This is a genomic window from Clostridium paraputrificum (assembly GCF_900447045.1).
In the GTDB taxonomy this organism is placed as follows: Bacteria; Bacillota; Clostridia; order Clostridiales; family Clostridiaceae; genus Clostridium; species Clostridium paraputrificum.
In genome coordinates this window covers 22298-41155 of the sequence record NZ_UAWH01000015.1, presented here as the reverse complement: position 1 = coordinate 41155, position 18858 = coordinate 22298, and the positions used below count along the sequence as shown (strand labels likewise).

The window sequence follows — 18858 nt, the reverse complement described above, 5'->3', positions numbered from 1 at the left end:
AAGATCCCCTCTTTTTCCCTTGTGCTTATACTATTATTCTAATTATTTTAAAGTTAAAATCAAAGTACCACTAATATAGATTTTTTATTACTAAGTGGCTTAACTAGCTATAAGGTAATACTATTATCCTTTTATCAAATATTTATATTTAAACTCTTGTAAATCTTCTAATCCTTGATATATTTCTCTTCTAGGAAAATTTTTCTCTTCAAGTAACTTATCATCTTGATTTAATAAATAATTATAGAACCATTGTCCTAACTCATAAAACTCTTGAGTCTTATTTTTATAAAGCTCCTTATAGAATAAATCTTCTCCCTTATTAAATTCTCCTTCTTTAAGTAGTTTCTTTAAAACTATATAAAGTATGTCTTTATCTGATAGATTATCAAACTGTATTGGATCTACATCTTCTTTAACATCAAATAATGTTTTAGCTAATGCTTTACTAAAGCCTTCAAATTTATCTAAAAGGAAATCGTGCTTCATTTTACTCCTCCAAAATTTTTTTATAGTATAAATTATACTATAATTTCTTCATATATTAATTTTATTTCCATAAAATAATTGATATTTCTCCATTATGTATATAGAATAATCTTGTGTATAACATAAGATTAAAGGAGATGAACATATGCTAAGTGAAAAGTTATTAAATGAACTTAATGAACAAGTAAATTTTGAATTCTATTCCTCTTATACTTATCTTGCAATGGCAGGATACTGTGAATCTATTGATCTAAGTGGATTTGCTAACTTCTTTAGAGTTCAAGCTCAAGAAGAATTAGCTCATGCAATGAAGCTTTATGATTATATTTTCCAAAAGAATGGTGTTGTAGAATTAAAACAAATTCCTATGCCAACAGCTAAATATGATGGTGTTATTGATGTATTCCAAAAGGGCTACGAGCATGAACAACTCGTAACTAAGAAAATATATAACCTAGCTGATATTGCTCATGATGAAAAAGAACATGCTACTATGAGCTTACTAAAATGGTTTATAGATGAGCAAGTTGAAGAAGAAAATAGCTTTAATGCTTTACTTAAGAAAGTAAGAAGATCTGAAGGAAATCCTGCTGCATTATACTTAATGGATGATGAACTAGCTAGCAGGGTTTATACTCCACCAACTAATGCATAAAATTTTATTTTTTTATGTTTAGAAATTTAATAATGAGTCAATAATTTTAATGAAACATTTTAATACATATTAAAATTACCTCATTACCCTATTTTTTAAGGCATAGATTTTATCTATGCCTATTTTGTTTATATAAAAGGCAGCATTATAAACCACCTTTATATTATTGGTTATAATAATTTTTTATAGCATCTCTTAAGAATTCTGCTGCACCTTCCCCAACATTATCATCATAATACTTTTTAAATCTATCATCATAGACATACATTTCACCTAGCCCAATATGAGCTTCCTTGGAATAATTTCCATAATGATCAAGCCATGCTTTATGAAGCTTAACTGCTTCTCTTGCTTCTTCACTATTAGAATTTCCTAATATCATTGCTTTTTTTATGCTTTCATTAACCTTCTTGGAAAGACTCTCTAAGTCATTCCATTCACTTTCACTTAACTTTGATATTCTTCTATTGCTTTCATCTACAGCTTCATTACCATACTTTTCTCTAACTTCTTTACCATATTGTTTTTCATTTTTTTCTATAAGATTTCTTTTAAATCCTTCAAACTTTTCTTTATTAGACATTACTAAATCCCCTTCCATTGACTTTATCGTTTTTTCTACATTTCTTAATAAGGTTTCTATTCTAAGCTGCTCCTCTTTAAGTTTATTTCTATGAGCTATAAGAGCATTCTTTTGATTAAAATCCTTATTTAAAATGATTTCCTTAATCTTTTCTAGAGGCAACCCCATTTCTTTATAGAACATAATTTGCTGAAGAGTATCTACCTCCTCTTCACCATAAATTCTATAACCTGAAGAATTAACCCTGCAGGGTTTTAATAAATTAATTTCATCATAGTACCTTAAAGTTCTGCTACTAATGTCGGCTAACTTCGCTAAACTTTTTACGGTATACTCCATAAAATCACCTCCTAAAAATAGAATAAGCTATGACGTAACGTTAAAGTCAATAGTCAAAAAATTATTTTTAAAATTTATTTAGTAAAGTTAATATATCTATAATTTTCTCCTGTTAGAAATCTAATAATATCCTCTTGAATAAGATTATTGTATTTACCTTTTCTCATATTATCTATAATATCTTGAACTTTTTCCTTCTCAGTACTTAACAGAATTTCTTTAACCCCAATAGGAAACTCAATGTATTTTCTAACTGTATTGCCTTTTTCATTAAGTATTAAAAATGTTGGTACCTTTCTTTCCCCTGAAAGTTCTTCTAATAGTTCCTCATTTCCTTCCCTTCTTAAGAATTTAACTTCTATATTTTTGTTTAGTTCACTTAATTTAAGTAAAAAAGGTATTTCTGTTGCAACATCTTTACAGCGTGGCTCTCCAAAAACTAGTATATTAAGTTTATTTTCTATATTTCTTACCTTATGTAAATCTTTATTAATTAATTGGCCTTGTTCATTAAACCTATCAATTATTCCCACTTGCTCCTCATCTGCTAAGCTCAAATATTCATTATATGTAATTCCTAAATCAAAGTTTTTCATATTCTCATCTCCTGTTCAATAATGCTGTATATTCTTTTTAATAACTTCTCTCTATGAATGTAATAAAGAATAAAAAACAGTACAATGTACTGCTTTTTATATTTTATTTTTCATCATATTTTTAGAACCTATATAGGTAGCCAAATAATATCCACCATATATTATTATAAATACTATAGCAGTTATTATAACATAAATCCTATTCTTAGTTGATCCAAATAACTTTATTACTTCTTCAGAGAATGTAATTCCAACTATGGAATGAATTATTGCTAAAAATAATGGTAACATAAAGTATATTCCTGTCTGCTTTAAAATTGTTTTATTTATCTCTTCTTCATCAACTCCAATCTTTTTAAGTAATCTATATCTCTCTATGTTATCAGAGGAATCTGATAGTTGTTGAAGTGCAAGTACTGCAGCGGAAGTTATTATAAATATTATTCCTAAATAAATACCAAGGTAAGCTACCATTGTTCCAAGCATTTGAGAATTAGCTTCTATCATCTCTCTTGGAACGAAAAAGAACTTATCTTTTTCTATAAGTGGATTACTATTAACCTCATCCATTAATATTTTTAAATCCTCAGGATTTTCAAAATCTAAATTTATATAGGAATTATACATCTTAAGTCCATTTAAATATTTATCATTTACTATTATTGTCCCTATATTTCCTTGCATCATAGTATTATTAAAATTAACATAAACAACCTTACTCTTATCAAACTCTAATTGATTATTGTTTAAATTAATTTTTCTTCCATCTTCTAAATATATACTTATATATTTATAGCAAATCTCATCATTAAGAAACAAGCCAAAACTTTTATCATTTAATATAATAGGTTCTTTACCAATTAATTTCATTTCTTCATTAAAATCACTAAGTCCTACAACTTTAACATCAACATTTGCTGTAACTGGATATAAATTTTTTAATTCATTAACTAGTTCTTCATTAAATAGTTCCTTATAACCAATGCCACTATTGTATTGTTTATATGCTGAAAATTCACTTGTAAATTTATTTAAATTAATATTGGCATCCATAAATACTTTTTCAAGATCAGTTTTATTTATCTCATCCTGAACTGTAGCATCATGTGGTGTTAATTCTTTTCCTTGAGAACTAACAGCAAAATTTATTCCAAGTCCTCCAGACAAAGTACAAATAGCTAAAAATAACATAAGACAAATAAAAAACATAGAAATAAAGTTTGTATTAATCTTGCTATTAATTTGTCTTAACAAAAACATATTAAGCTTTTTAAAGTAATATCTTTTACTACTTTGTACTAACTTAAGTAAAAAGCCTGTAAGTGACATAAAGAATAAAAATGTACCTACTATACCTAATATTACACATATAAACATAGTTACTGTAATAGCTGCAGCACCACCTTTAATTAAAATAACATAGGCTGAAAGGTTTGTTATAACACTTAATATGAATAATACTACTGAAATCTTTAATCCTATTACTTTTGTTTCTTCATTTTTTCTAGAAGCATAAATTAAATCTATTAACTTAACATTATTTATTGATCTTGAATTAAATAAAAGAATTATTATATAGATTAATCCAAAGCAAATTATTGTTTTTATGAAAGCTGACTCTGAAAAAATAAACTTAAATGATAATAGTTTTACTGAAAACATCTTTGCAGTAACTATCGATAAACATTGTGATAATAAAACGCCAAGAAATAATCCTATTCCAAGTGATATAAAACCTATTAGTAGGGTTTCTGCAAACAAAATTCTTGATATTGACTTTCTCTCCATTCCTAGAGTCATATATACTCCAAGTTCTTTCTTTCGTCTCTTTATTAAAAAATTATTTGCATAAATAATTAAAAATCCTAAAATAAATGAAATGAAGACTGATACTACAGTTATTGCCATACTAATTGCTGTGAATGTTGAACCTTGATATTCACTTAAGTCTAAAAGTAACTTTTGAGACTCTATAGAATTAAAAGTGTAAAATATACAAACTGCAAAAATTAATGTTAAAAAGTATATAGTATAATCCTTAAGACTTCTTCTAATATTTCTTAAAGATAGCTTAAAATACATCTCTTTGGTCACCCCCAAGAAGAGAAACAACCTCAATTATTTGACTAAAAAACTCTTTTCTAGAATCATTTCCTCTAATTAATTCATTAAATATCTTACCATCTTTAATGAAAAGAATTCTCTTAGCATAACTTGCAGTAAAAGCATCATGAGTTACCATCATAATTGTTGCATTCATAGCTTTATTTAATGTTTCTAAACTTTCTAAAAGCATCTTTGCTGACTTTGAATCAAGTGCTCCTGTAGGTTCATCTGCTAATATTAGCTTTGGATGTGTTACTATTGCTCTTGCCGCTGCTACCCTTTGTTTTTGTCCACCTGACATTTGATATGGAAATTTATTAAGCACGGTTGTTATATTAAGTCTGCTTGCAATTTCCCTTATTAAATCATCTATCTCTTTTCCTTTAACATCATTAATTGTAAGTGCTAAAGCAATATTTTCATATGCAGTTAATGTATCTAATAAATTGAAGTCTTGAAATATAAACCCTAGTTCCTCACGCCTAAATTTAGCAAGCTTTTTTTCTTTAATCTTCGTTATGTCTTCTCCTCCTATATAAATATGTCCACTAGTAACATTATCTATAGTTGAAATACAATTAAGAAGTGTAGTTTTTCCACTTCCTGAAGCCCCCATTATTGCAACATATTCACCTCTCTCTACAGTAAAGCTTATTCCGTTTAAAGCTTTAGTCACATTTCCTTTAGTTCCATAAAATTTATGAATATTCTCAACCTGTAAAATTTTATTCATATTTTATCCCTCCCTTTCCTTATACCTAAATGTTACATTTATTAAAAAAGTTTCTCCATTGATATAACTAACATTAATCTTACATTTTTGTTAGTTTTCTAAAAGTAACATTTTATTTTTAGGAAAAAGAATAGAAACTTTAGTACCCTCCCCTTCCTTTGAGGACAGTTTTATTGAAAGACCTAATTTATCACATAGGTTTTTACAAAGATAAAGTCCAATACCCGTAGATTCTTTAAATTTTCTACCATTTTCACCGGTATAACCTTTTTCAAATGCTTTAATTAGAGTTTTTTCATTCATACCAATACCATTGTCACTAATATTTAAAATCACTTCCCCATTTATTTCTTCAGCTGAAAATTCCAATATATTCTCTTTCTTATGATAATACTTAATAGAATTGCTAATTATCTGATTTAAGATGAACTGAAGCCACTTGGTATCTGAAAATACTTCTTTTCTTAGTTTAGACTTTACTATTTTAACTTTTCTTTGAATTAAATATCTGGAATTCTTTCTTATAGCAGCATTAACTTCCTCTTCAAGATTTAATATTTTAATTATATAATCCTTCTCTACACTATTAAGCCTAGTGTAAAATAAAGTTTGCTCTATATAATCATCAACCTTATTTATCTCACCTAGTATAATCTCAGTAACAGGGGATGGATTATTTTCTATTATTAGCTTAGTTGATGCTATTGGAGTCTTTACCTCATGCACCCAAAGTTCAATATACTCCCTATATTCTTTATTTTTTAATTCAATTTCAGAAATTCTATCATTCATTGACTTATTACATTCTTTTAAAATTTTATAAAATTCATTACTCTCCTTTGAGTTAGGTGCATCTATCATTTCACTTAATAAATATTTTTCTTCAAGTAAATCTATTTGATCTCTTAAGTTATCTATATACCTATAAGTATTTTTATACTCAATAAAAAGGTAAAGGAAATTGCATAATATATATAGTGTAGCTATTAAAAATATTGCATAATAACTTACATCTAAAGCCAAAAATAGTCCAATATGTAATAACACAATTAAAAGTGTAAATATAATAAATAAAAATCTATCTTTTAAATATATTAAGAATCTCATTGTAGAATATAACCTTGTCCTCTCTTAGTTTGTAGCATGTCAATAGCTCCTATTGACTCCATCTTTTTTCTAAGCCTATTTATATTAACTGTTAACGTATTATCATCTACAAATTCATCAGACTGCCATAATTCATCCATAAGTTTATTTCTTGAGACTATCTTTTCTTTATTTTTAATAAGAGAATAAAGTATTTTAGATTCATTTTTTGTTAAATCAATCTTTTCACCATTAAACTCTATAAGGCTTTGAGATATGTTAAATTTTAGCCCTTTAAACTCTAAAAAATCCATATCTATATTCTGATACATCCTTCTTAAAACAGATGAAATCCTAGCTAATAAAATCTGAGTATTATAGGGTTTTGTGATAAAATCATCTGCTCCTAGATTCATACTCATAAGTTCATCTATTTCACTTTGTCTACTAGTAACTACTATAATAGGCACATTAGAACACTTTCTTATTTCTCTGCATATATAATACCCATCATAGTAAGGTAAATTAATATCAAGTAAAATAAGATTTGATTTACTTTCTAATGCATGCTCTACTATATTTTCAAAATCTGTGGATGAAGTACAACTATAGCCATATCTGCTTAAAAATATAGTTAGTTCTTCTCTTATTGTCTTATCATCTTCAATAATAAAAATATTTCCCATACTACCTACTCCTAGTCTATATAAACATAATCTTTTCTACAAACATAAATTCTATATCTTATATACTAATGTGTCTACTTTTTATACTCCAAATAAAAATAGAAGGAGTTAATTATCTCCTTCTTTTATCCTAGTTTTTATTTTCTTTTATAATATCCTCAAGAATGCATAATCTTGTTTTTATTTCTTCAAAATATGCCCTTTGCTTAAACTCAATTTTCTTTAGTTTATTTGGTATATAACTAATAACATAATATAAAACTGCAATATTTAGTGCAACCCCCAATATAATCACCAACAAAAAAATACCAGAATCCATATTATCCCCTCCAAAATATTTATTTACCCAAATAAATTATACCATTTACACAAAACAATATACAATTAATGTAATTAGTCTTTTATTTCTTTTCTTCTTTTTCAATATACTTAAATTTTACCTCACCCTTTGAATTTGTATTAACATCATAGCCACCCTTTACTATGTTATTGTAAAGTTCTTTCCTACTTTTAGAAAATTCATCTCTTTTAACTAAAATTGAATATTCAACATCATTTATATAGGTACTTATTGATATTTCACTAAGACCTCTATATCCATTGCTCTCTGCATACTTAATAATTTCAGAAGCCAGATCTACAAACCTATCTCTATAATCTCCATCCATTTCATCATATAAATTTAATTGTATCAAGAACTTATCATCTAACTCCTTAGAATATTGGATATCTCTATCCTTGTATTTTCCTTGAATTATATTGAAATATACAAATAAATAATCATTCTTATTTCCATCTTTATTAAAAGAAACTTTATCCTTAAGACCTTCTTTAAAATCCTCTTCAACCTTTTTATTAAACCTATTAATAAGTTCAACATCCTCTATAAATCCATTTTCTTTGTATAAGTCTATAATATCTCCATTTTTACTTAAGGTTATATTGTAATCTAATCCTTCCTCTTGTGATATAACCCTTCCGTAATACTCACTAAATTTAAAGTTATATCTTACATCTTTTATTATAAAATCCCTTTCACTATAATTCTCTTCTATATATTTATTTAGCTTATTTTTAGCAATTCTCTTACTTACAGGATTACTATTAAAAGCATTATATATAGAAAGTAGTAAAGCTAATATTCCAACTAAAATAACAAAATAAATTATCTTTTTAAGATTAAATTTCACTTTCATTTTACCTCCTATTTATCTAAAAAAATTTTTTCTATTAATATTCCTATAACAACACCTATAAAGGTGAATCCCATAAAAAATAGTGCAAATATAGCATTGCCATAGGTATAACTTATATAATCCCAAAGAGTAACCCCTATATTCTCATCTTGAATGCTTAAATCAATCACCATCTCAATTGATAGGTTTAGAAATTGAATAATATATATTGAAATTGGTGCTATAAGTTTATTCTTAAACTTTAAATATATAACTGCTCCAAATAGAGGTAACAAGAAAAATCCATTAAATATTAAACTTCCAGAGGTTAATAAGGTTGCTAATACTCCTCCAACTATAGAATAAATTAATAGCTTACTAGTATTGCTCCTCTTAATATCCTGTACTATTTTCTGTTCTACCTTATCGTCAACCTCATAATTATCAACTACATTTTTATCTAAAAAACACTCATCTGATAAACTATTTAAATAATCATTACATTCACTGCATTTTTTTATGTGATGTTCTATTATTTCATTACTCTCTTCAGAAGATAATCCATCTATATATAAAGTCATTAAATCCCTAATAACTTTGCAGTCAACCATACTCATACTATATCTCCCCTTTATTCTCAATTAAAGCTTTAAGTTTTACTTTTCCTCTATGAAAAACAACCCTAACCCAAGATTCTTTTCTTTTCATTATTTCACTTATCTCCTTATAAGATAACTTGTTTACTGACCTCATTAAAATTACTTCTCTATATGGTTCTTCTATCCTGTCTATAAGCTTAAATAAATCTCTAAGATCTTCCTCCTGTATAATTCTTTCATCACTTTTATCCTGCTGTACTAATTTATTATTAAAATCATAATCATGTATATGATTTCTCTTATTTTTATCCCTAAGCCATGAAAGGTAAACATTTTTGCTAATAGAGTATATCCAAGTAGATACCATAGATTCTCCTCTAAACTTTTCTATATTTTTAATAGCAAGATAGAAGGTTTCCTGTAACAACTCCTCTGCTACAAGTGAATCCTTACATAAATAGAGAAGATAACTATAAATTTTTTTATTGTAAAGTTTATAAAGCTTATTAAAATCCTCCATCTTATCCCCCTCTCATATTATTAGTGTATATTAATCCAATTTTGTTTCAAATAAATAATAGAAAATTTCATTTTTTTTATTTATAATTAGTTTATATATAACAAAAGATAGGAGAAAACTATGGATAGAAAAATAATATTTTTTGATATTGATGGAACAATTTTAGATGAGGAAACAAATAAAATACCAGGGAGTGCACTAGAAGCAATAGGAAAACTTAAAGAAAATGGTCATTTAGCTATTATTAATACTGGGAGAACCAAAGTTATACTACCTGAATTAATTAAGAACTCAGGCTTTAATGGGTATATTTGTGGTTGCGGAACTTATATAGAATGCGATGGACAAGTTTTATTAGACAACGAACTTGGACATGCCCTTTCAAAAGAAATTGCATTAGACTTTAAAGAGTTTAAATTAGATGCAATAGGTGAAGGAAGGGACTTTATATACTTTCCAGAAAAATCTACTATAAAACATAAAGAAGTTTTAAAACTTACTGTTGATTTAGCTGAAGAAGGTTTTTCTTTCAAATCACTTTCTCAATTAGATGAACTTTATTTTGATAAATTTGTGATTTTCTTAAACCAAGACAGTAATTTTGAAGGCTTCTATAATAAACATAAAGATAAGCTTGACTTTATAAAAAGAAGTGATGATTTCTACGAAGTTGTACCTAAAGGTTTTTCTAAAGCAACAGGAATTGAGTTTTTAATTAATCATTTAAATATTCCTCATAAAAACACTTTTGCTATTGGCGATAGTACCAATGATTTATCAATGCTAGAATACGCACATACTAGTATTGCAATGGGGAATAGTAATGAAGCACTACTTCCATTAGTATCTTATGTTACAACTCATATTAATAATGATGGAATCTTTAATGCACTTAAGCATTACAAATTAATTTAAAATAAAAAAGTGACCTTGAACGCTTTAGCCAAGAGGTCACTTTTTTCAGCCATACCACATTTTTGTGTTCTGTGATGACACTATAATTTTTATTTTTTTGTATTACTTCCTACTTCCATCCCTATTAAATATTTTTCTTAAATACATTTCATCAAATATTAACATTAATATAGATCCTATTAATAATATAATAACTAAAAATTCATCAAATAAATTTTCTAAAAATAATTCCAATACCAAAGTGATAATTAGAAATATAATACCAAAAACTATCATACTAAATCCACCAATTTTCTGTGATACCTTCCATGTATCTTGGTTCTTCATTGATAACCTTGTACGATACCCATATACCCAATTAGAATTTTTTGAAGGAAAAAGATACATGATAACTCCACCTATAATTAATATAGCTGATACAATAAATCCCACCATAATATCATCTCCACTTTATATTATACTAATATTTTATTCAATAAAACATTTGTTAATCCTTATATAATTGAAAGAAGAGAAATATAATTTTTATTTCTCTTCTAAACTGCTAGTTATTTAATTTATATACCTAAAAGTTGATCTACAACTCCTATAAGTTCTTCTATCTCTGGCTTACTTAATTGAGCATCAGCTCCAACAGATTCTCCTTTGTGCCTTAAATCATCAGTAATTAATGATGAGAATATAATTACTGGTAATCTCTTTAACACTTCATCTTCTTTAACCTTTCTAGTTAAAGTTAATCCATCCATTTGTGGCATCTCAATATCTGTAATAAGAAGTTGAACTTCTTTAACAAAGGATTTTCCTAAGTCTTTCTTTAATCCTTCAAGATAGTCTAAAGCTTGTTCTCCATCATCAAATATCTTCATATTTGTAAATCCTGCTTTAGTTAAAGTTTCCTTTAACAGCTTCCTAATTAATGGGGAATCGTCAGCTAAAACTAACTTAAGGTCAGATCTATCCTTATATTCTACAGAAACAAGTCTATCTTCACTAATACCAGACTTAGGACTAATATCTGTTACTATCTTTTCAAAATCTAACATAACTATAATTTTTCCATTTAAAACAATATTCCCAACTGCTAATGACTCATCAAACATATTATTTGGCTTTCTTATCTCGCTCCACTTAATACGATGAACTCCTATAATATCATCAATATTAAATGCTACCTTAACCTTATTAAATTCACATACTATTAATCTTTGTCCTAATTCGCTAGACTTTTCTCTATTTAAAATATATTTCAAATCAATTACTGGAAGTATTTCATCTCTACATAAAATTAATCCAGCTATTTCTTTTTTGCTTTCAGGCATTTTAGTTACACCACTTGCTGGCATATCAATAATTTCCTTAACCTTTATTACATTTATTGCATAATTAACGTCGTTAGCTCTAAATTCGATTACTTCTACTTCTCCAGTACCTGATTCTAATAAAATATCACTAGTCATATTACCTCTCCTCACTTGTAAGTATAATATATTCTCGTTAAGAAACAGCATAAACTTTACAGTAATATTTCTTCATCTTCACAGAAATATGGTTCTCCAGTTCCATCTATTTTCCAAGGAGAATTACTACTCTCTCTTATTAAAATAAATCCTTTTTCGTCAATACCACTATCAATTGGCATAATAGAGTCATCTACATACTTTTTATCATATTTCACCCTAAAAATTATCACATTGTTTATATCAATATTCCTCATATTTCCTCTACCATCATTTAAATAATTATGGTAGTTTCTCTTATCTTTTAATAAAGCAACCTCTTTAATTTCTGCACTATTAATATTGGTTAACATAAAATTTGTATCTTTATAAACTTCTGTGTAACATTTTTTAAACTCTTCTTCATTTCTATCATTCTCATATTTAAATGAATTTTTAATAACATCTAACCCCTCATTGATTTCATTATCACTAAAACCAACTTCTTCCTTTGTTATATTACATGCTATAATTCCCATATTCATAATCACAATAAATATCATTAAGATAACTCTTCTTAGATTTCCTCTCATACTAACACCTCTTATATTTATTATAGCCAAGTTATTACATACTTTTATACTTAAAAAAGAAATAAAAGCCAATAATCAATAGATCATTGGCTTTTTTAACTACGCTAAGGTCAACTCTAGCTAATATTTATAATTTTAATTATCTTACCTATAAATACTTCTTCTGTTATTACTTCAGCACTATTTATATTTTTTATTATAAGTTAGTGTATCCCATAAGATTAAAGTCCACTTCTCTTGCAACTTCTCTACCTTCTCTAATAGCCCATACAACTAAAGACTGTCCTCTATGCATATCACCAGCTGCAAATACATTTTTTAATGTTGTCTTATAAGAATCCTTAGCCGTTAAAACATTAGTACGTTCATTTAATTCAACACCAAATGCTTTAGTTACCTTTTCTTCACAACCTAAGAATCCTGCTGCAATTAAAACCATATCAGCTTCAACTTCATATTCTGATGAAGGAATCTCCACCATACTTAATCTACCAGACTTTTCATCCTTCTTAGCTTCTAGTTTAACAACCTTTAATCTACAAAGCTCACCTTTTTCATTTTTTATAAATTCTTTAATTGTTGTTTGATAAACTCTTGGATCTTCTCCAAAGACAGCTATGGCTTCTTCTTGTCCATAATCAGTCTTTAAAATTCTAGGCCACTCTGGCCATGGATTATCCTCTGTTCTCTCATCTGGAAGTTTCGGCATCATCTCCAACTGAAGTATTGATACTGCTCCATGTCTTATAGATGTTCCTACACAATCATTTCCTGTATCTCCACCACCTATAACTACAACCTTTTTTCCCTTTGCTGAAATGTAATTTCCATCCTGTAAGTTTGAGTTTAAAAGGCTCTTAGTTGTAGACTTTAAAAAATCTACTGCAAAATATATACCCTTAGCTTCTCTACCAGGAACTTTAATATCTCTAGGGTTTGATGCACCACAAGCTAAAACCACACTATCATATTCTTTTAAAATCTTAGAAGCCTTAGCTTTAGTATCAATATTAGTATTAGTTATAAATATTACTCCCTCTTCTTCCATAACCTTAACTTTTCTATCAATTACACTCTTATCAAGCTTCATGTTAGGTATTCCATACGTTAAAAGTCCACCAATTCTATCTTCTCTTTCAAAAACAGTTACACTATGCCCTCTTCTATTTAATTGATCTGCTGCTGCAAGACCAGAAGGACCAGAACCTATTATAGCAATCTTCTTACCTGTTCTTATAGTTGGTGGTTTGGAATTTGCTAATCCACTTAAATAAGCATTCTCAATTATACACCTTTCGTTTTCCTTAATAGATATAGACTCTCCATTAAGTCCACATGTACAACCTACTTCACAGGGTGCTGGGCATACTCTTGATGTGAATTCGGGAAAGTTATTAGTTTTTAATAATCTTTCATAGGCCTTATCAAAGTTTCCACTAAAAATCAAGTCATTCCACTCTGGAATAAGATTATGAAGTGGGCAGCCAGTAACTGCCCCCTTCATTAAAATACCAGATTGACAAAAGGGAACTCCACATTCCATACATCTAGCACCTTGAAGTTGTTGTTTTTCATTAGAAAGTGAGATATGAAATTCATTAAAGTTTTTGATTCTCTCTAAAGTTGAAATTTCCTCACTTGTTTCACGATTATATTCTAAAAAACCTGTTGGCTTACCCATAGACAATACCTCCCTATTTACCTTTATTCTCATAGAAAGCTTCTATTTGTGCTTCCTCATAGCTTAAGCCTTTCGCTTGGAATGAGGCTATAGATTTTAGCATTCTATCATAATCTTTAGGTAAAATCTTCTTAAACTTTGGTAAGTATTCTTCAAAGCTTTCTAAAATTTCCTTACCCTTAGGTGAGTTAGTAGCATTAACATGCTCTTCTATCATAGTTTTTAGCTCTTGAGCATCAGACTTAGAAGTAATCTCTTCAGATACAATAAGCTCCTTGTTAAGCTTCATATATAAATCTCTATCTTCATCTAATACATAGGCTATTCCGCCACTCATACCAGCTGCAAAATTCTTACCTGTCTTTCCAAGTATAGCAACACGTCCACCTGTCATATATTCACAGCCATGCTCTCCTACGCCTTCAACTACAGCAATTGCTCCTGAATTTCTTACACAGAACCTTTCCCCTGCAACACCATTAATGAATGCCTTACCACTAGTTGCACCATATAAAGCAACATTTCCTATTATAATATTATCTTCACTCTTAAATTTAGCTTCTCTTGGAGGATAAATAATAAGCTTACCACCTGATAACCCTTTACCAAAGTAATCATTACTATCCCCTTCAATCTCTAATGTTAATCCTTTAGGTATAAATGCACCAAAACTTTGCCCACCGCTTCCATTACATTTAACCTTTAATGAATCTTCTTCTAGTCCATCTTCATTATTTCTTGTAATTTCAGAACCTAAAATTGTACCTAATGTTCTGTCTATATTAGTTATATTTAGAGTTACTGTTTTCTTTCTCCCGCTCTTTATAGCATCCTTAAATTCCTTTAATAAAATACTTTCATCTACTGTTTTCTCTAATCCAAAGTCATAAACACTCTTTTTACAATATTCAATCTTCTCCGATGTATAAGGATTGTTTAATACTCTAGTTAAATCTATATTTTTACCCTTTTCTTCTAATATTACTGATTTTTCCTTTAATAAATCTGTTCTTCCAACTAATTCATCTACTGTTCTAACCCCAAGTTTAGCCATATATTCTCTTAACTCTTTTGCTATAAACTCCATAAAGTTAATAACGTACTCTGGTTTACCTCTAAATCTCTTTCTTAGTTCAGGATTTTGAGTTGCAATACCTACAGGACAAGTATCTAAATTACATACTCTCATCATTACACATCCCATAGTTACAAGTGGTGCTGTTGCAAACCCAAATTCTTCTGCCCCAAGAAGTGCTGCAACAAGAACATCTTTACCACTCATTAACTTACCATCTGTTTCAAGTATTACTTTGTCTCTTAATCCATTCATTATAAGAGTTTGATGAGTTTCAGCTAGTCCAAGTTCCCATGGAAGTCCAGCATTATAAATTGAGCTTCTAGGTGCTGCTCCTGTCCCTCCATCATAACCTGATACAAGTATTACCTGTGCCCCTGCTTTTGCTACACCGGCAGCTATAGTACCCACCCCAGCTTCTGATACTAATTTAACTGATATTCTAGCATCTCTATTAGAATTCTTACAGTCATATATTAATTGCGCTAAGTCTTCAATTGAATAAATATCATGATGTGGTGGTGGTGAAATCAGTCCAACTCCTGTTGTAGAGTGTCTTGTTTTAGCAATCCATGGATATACCTTTCCACCAGGAAGATGACCACCTTCACCTGGTTTTGCCCCTTGTGCCATCTTAATTTGAATTTCTTTAGCGCTCACTAAATATCTAGATGTAACACCAAATCTTCCAGATGCAACTTGCTTTATAGCAGAACATCTATTTAATCCATCTTCACAAATATTAAGTCTATATAAATCTTCTCCACCTTCACCTGAATTAGACTTACCTCCAAGCTTGTTCATAGCAATAGCTAAAGTTTCATGTGCCTCTCTTGAAATTGATCCATAAGACATAGCTCCTGTCTTAAATCTCTTAACAATTGAGCTTACACTTTCTACTTCTTCTATAGGAATCCCATTAGATGGATATTTAAAGTCAAATAGCCCTCTTAAATTTACTTCACTCATTTCATTATCTATTAAATGAGTATATTCTTTAAATAAACTATAGTCACCTTTTCTAGTAGCTTCTTGTAAAAGATGTATTGTTTTAGGATTATATAAATGTTCTTCTTTATCACTTCTAAATTTATGACTTCCAAAACTATCTAATGTTAAATCTACTTTAAGCCCTAATGGATCAAAAGCTTTAGAATGTAATGCATCAATATCTTCTTCTATATCTTTTAAAGATATTCCACCAATTCTACTTACAGTACCTGTAAAGTACTTTTCTATAACATCTTCATTTATACCAATAGCTTCAAAAATCTGTGACCCTTGATATGACTGAATAGTTGAAATACCCATTTTAGATGCTATTTTTACTATTCCCTTTAAAATTCCCTCATTATAATCATTAACTGCTGCATAAAAGTCTTTATCTAGAAGCTTGTCTTCTATAAGTTCCTTAATACTATCTTGAGCTAAATAAGGATTAATAGCACTTGCACCATAACCTAATAATGTTGCAAAATGATGAACCTCTCTTGGCTCTGCGCTTTCAAGAATCATAGCTAAAGATGTTCTCTTTTTTGTTTTTACTAAGTGTTGCTGAAGTGAAGAAACTGCTAATAATGAAGGTATTGCAACATGATTTTCATCCACCCCTCTATCTGAAAGTATTAGTATATTAGCTCCTTCACTATAAGCCCTATCTGCCATTATAAATAAATGTTCTATAGCTTTTTTAAGGGATGTATTTTTATAATAAATTAATGGTACTACCTTCACCTTAAATCCAGGAGCATTTATATTTTTAATCTTTAATAAATCTGTAGAAGTTAATATTGGATTGTGGATTTTTAATACTCTACAGTTTTCTCCTTTTTCTTCTAGGAGATTTCCATCTTCCCCTAAATAAACTGATGTTGAAGTTACAATTTCTTCTCTAATTGCATCTATAGGTGGATTGGTAACTTGAGCAAAGAGTTGCTTAAAATAGTTAAATAGTGGTTGATGTTTTTTAGAAAGAACAGCTAATGGACTATCTATTCCCATAGCAGCTGTAGGTTCACTACCATTTTTAGCCATAGGTAATATAGATGTCTTTATATCTTCATAACTATAACCAAAAGCTTTTTGAAGCCTTGCTATTTCATCCTTTGAATATTCCAAAACACCTTTATTAGGTATTTGTAACTTTTTAAGACTTACAAGATTTTTATCTATCCATTCACCATAAGGCTTTCTTGATGCGTAATATTCCTTTAATGTATCATCATCTATAAGTTTACCTTCTTTTGTATTCACCAAAAGCATTTTTCCTGGTCTTAATCTATCCTTTAAAACTATCTTGGATTGATCTAAGTCTAATACTCCAACCTCTGATGAAAGAATTAAGTAATCATCTTCTGTTATATAGTAACGAGAAGGTCTAAGTCCATTTCTATCAAGAACTGCTCCCATTATATCCCCATCACTAAATAATATTGATGCAGGACCATCCCAAGGCTCCATCATTGTTGCATAATACTGATAAAAATCTCTCTTGGATTTGCTTATTGTATTATTTTTTTCCCAGGGTTCTGGAATTGCTATCATAACTGCTAAAGGTAATGGCATGCCACTCATTACTAAAAATTCTAATGTATTATCTAGCATTGCAGAATCAGAACCACCTCTATTTACTACAGGCAGTATCTTGTCCATCACATCCTTTAAGTATGTAGATTCCATGTTTTCCTCTCTAGCAAGCATTTTATCCACATTACCTCTAATCGTATTTATCTCCCCATTATGAACCATAAATCTATTTGGATGAGCTCTATCCCAACTTGGATTTGTATTTGTACTAAACCTAGAATGGACTAAAGCTATTGCAGACTTATATAAAGGATTTTGTAAATCTAAAAAGAATGAGCGTAATTGCCCAACTAAAAACATTCCTTTATAAACAATAGTTCTACTTGATAAAGAAACAACATAAGTGTCATCATTACTTTGCTCAAATACCCTTCTTACAATATAAAGTTTTCTATCAAAATCTAATCCTTCATTAATATCTTTAGGTTTCTGTATAAATCCTTGTATAATGCAAGGCATACACTCTCTTGCCTTATTTCCTAAAACATCTGGTACTGTAGGAACTTCTCTCCAACCTAAAAATTCTAACCCCTCCTTTTCTACAATAACCTCAAACATCTTCTTTGCACGATTTTTCTTAAGCTCATCTTGAGGGAAGAAGAACATACCTATTCCATAACTTCTCTCAGAACGCAAAAAGATGCCGAAAGGTTTAACTGCTTCTTTAAAGAAATCATGTGATATTTGAAGTAATATTCCTACTCCATCACCAGTCTTACCTTCGGCATCTTTGCCAGCTCTATGCTCTAAATTCTCAACTATCTTCAAGGCTTTTTCAACAGTATCATGTGTTTTTAAGCCCTTGATATTTACTATAGCACCAATCCCACAATTATCGTGCTCAAACTCAGGACGGTACATTCCATTATAAGCTCCATTGCTTATTCTATCTTGCCTACCCATATACTCTATCCTTTCTTTATTCTTTTTCCTATAATATACTCTGTTATAAGAAAAAAGTAAATATATTCTTAGGCATTTCTATGTATTTTTATCAATCTT

Annotated in this window: 18 protein-coding genes; 2 read left to right on the top strand and 16 right to left on the bottom strand. The window is 28.8% G+C overall.

Going from position 1 to position 18858, the window contains the following annotated elements; translation table 11 throughout:
- Positions 1–123: 123 nt before the first annotated feature.
- Complete coding sequence (locus DR024_RS11670) at positions 124–489, bottom strand: DUF6483 family protein (RefSeq protein ID WP_034866307.1); 366 nt, start codon at positions 487–489, stop codon at positions 124–126.
- A 145-nt stretch (positions 490–634) separates the two neighbouring features.
- On the opposite strand from DR024_RS11670, the gene DR024_RS11665 reads away from it, so the two are divergent.
- Positions 635–1144 carry a ferritin gene (locus tag DR024_RS11665; protein ID WP_027098303.1) on the top strand — a complete coding sequence of 170 codons (510 nt, stop codon included), beginning with the start codon at positions 635–637 and terminating at the stop codon, positions 1142–1144.
- 163 nt (positions 1145–1307) lie between these two features.
- On the opposite strand, the gene DR024_RS11660 is transcribed toward DR024_RS11665, so the two are convergent.
- The 10 genes from DR024_RS11660 to DR024_RS11615 all read right to left on the bottom strand — a co-directional run bounded on the left by DR024_RS11660 (position 1308) and on the right by DR024_RS11615 (position 9567).
- The gene (locus tag DR024_RS11660; protein ID WP_111918862.1) at positions 1308–2066 is read right to left on the bottom strand and encodes a MerR family transcriptional regulator; all 759 of its coding nucleotides are present in this window, start codon (positions 2064–2066) and stop codon (positions 1308–1310) included.
- 74 nt (positions 2067–2140) lie between these two features.
- Positions 2141–2662: a thioredoxin family protein gene (locus DR024_RS11655; protein WP_111918860.1), complete on the bottom strand. Its 522-nt coding sequence runs from the start codon at positions 2660–2662 to the stop codon at positions 2141–2143.
- Positions 2663–2758: 96 nt separating this feature from the next.
- Positions 2759–4744: an ABC transporter permease gene (locus tag DR024_RS11650; protein ID WP_111918858.1), complete on the bottom strand. Its 1986-nt coding sequence runs from the start codon at positions 4742–4744 to the stop codon at positions 2759–2761.
- Positions 4734–5501, bottom strand: a complete 768-nt coding sequence (locus DR024_RS11645; RefSeq protein WP_111918856.1) for an ABC transporter ATP-binding protein — start codon at positions 5499–5501, stop codon at positions 4734–4736. Before DR024_RS11645 ends, DR024_RS11650 begins: the two co-directional genes overlap by 11 nt.
- 90 nt (positions 5502–5591) lie before the next feature.
- Positions 5592–6608: a sensor histidine kinase gene (locus tag DR024_RS11640; RefSeq protein ID WP_099328273.1), complete on the bottom strand. Its 1017-nt coding sequence runs from the start codon at positions 6606–6608 to the stop codon at positions 5592–5594.
- The gene (locus tag DR024_RS11635) at positions 6605–7273 is read right to left on the bottom strand and encodes a response regulator transcription factor (protein ID WP_049178684.1); all 669 of its coding nucleotides are present in this window, start codon (positions 7271–7273) and stop codon (positions 6605–6607) included. Before DR024_RS11635 ends, DR024_RS11640 begins: the two co-directional genes overlap by 4 nt.
- A gap of 130 nt (positions 7274–7403) precedes the next feature.
- Positions 7404–7592, bottom strand: coding sequence for a hypothetical protein (locus DR024_RS11630; protein ID WP_055184358.1), 189 nt, complete (start codon positions 7590–7592; stop codon positions 7404–7406).
- An 82-nt stretch (positions 7593–7674) separates the two neighbouring features.
- Positions 7675–8469, bottom strand: coding sequence for a YfjL-like protein (locus tag DR024_RS11625; RefSeq protein ID WP_055184356.1), 795 nt, complete (start codon positions 8467–8469; stop codon positions 7675–7677).
- An 8-nt stretch (positions 8470–8477) separates the two neighbouring features.
- Positions 8478–9065: a zf-HC2 domain-containing protein gene (locus DR024_RS11620; RefSeq protein ID WP_027098299.1), complete on the bottom strand. Its 588-nt coding sequence runs from the start codon at positions 9063–9065 to the stop codon at positions 8478–8480.
- 1 nt (position 9066) lies between these two features.
- On the bottom strand, positions 9067–9567 hold the full coding sequence (locus tag DR024_RS11615) for an RNA polymerase sigma factor (protein ID WP_027098298.1): 501 nt from the start codon (positions 9565–9567) through the stop codon (positions 9067–9069).
- Positions 9568–9687: 120 nt separating this feature from the next.
- On the opposite strand from DR024_RS11615, the gene DR024_RS11610 reads away from it, so the two are divergent.
- On the top strand, positions 9688–10482 hold the full coding sequence (locus DR024_RS11610; protein ID WP_027098297.1) for a Cof-type HAD-IIB family hydrolase: 795 nt from the start codon (positions 9688–9690) through the stop codon (positions 10480–10482).
- Between the two features lie 102 nt (positions 10483–10584).
- Here DR024_RS11610 and DR024_RS11605 read toward each other — a convergent pair whose 3' ends face one another.
- The 5 genes from DR024_RS11605 to gltB all read right to left on the bottom strand — a co-directional run bounded on the left by DR024_RS11605 (position 10585) and on the right by gltB (position 18759).
- Positions 10585–10917 (bottom strand): SdpI family protein, encoded by a 333-nt coding sequence (locus DR024_RS11605; protein WP_034866305.1) that lies wholly within the window; start codon positions 10915–10917, stop codon positions 10585–10587.
- A gap of 122 nt (positions 10918–11039) precedes the next feature.
- On the bottom strand, positions 11040–11942 hold the full coding sequence (locus DR024_RS11600) for a chemotaxis protein (protein WP_055184352.1): 903 nt from the start codon (positions 11940–11942) through the stop codon (positions 11040–11042).
- 56 nt (positions 11943–11998) lie between these two features.
- Positions 11999–12514, bottom strand: coding sequence for a DUF4829 domain-containing protein (locus tag DR024_RS11595; protein WP_051195959.1), 516 nt, complete (start codon positions 12512–12514; stop codon positions 11999–12001).
- Positions 12515–12710: 196 nt separating this feature from the next.
- Positions 12711–14195: a glutamate synthase subunit beta gene (locus DR024_RS11590; protein ID WP_111918854.1), complete on the bottom strand. Its 1485-nt coding sequence runs from the start codon at positions 14193–14195 to the stop codon at positions 12711–12713.
- A gap of 13 nt (positions 14196–14208) precedes the next feature.
- On the bottom strand, positions 14209–18759 hold the full coding sequence (gene gltB, locus DR024_RS11585) for a glutamate synthase large subunit (protein ID WP_111918852.1): 4551 nt from the start codon (positions 18757–18759) through the stop codon (positions 14209–14211).
- Positions 18760–18858 lie beyond the last annotated feature (99 nt).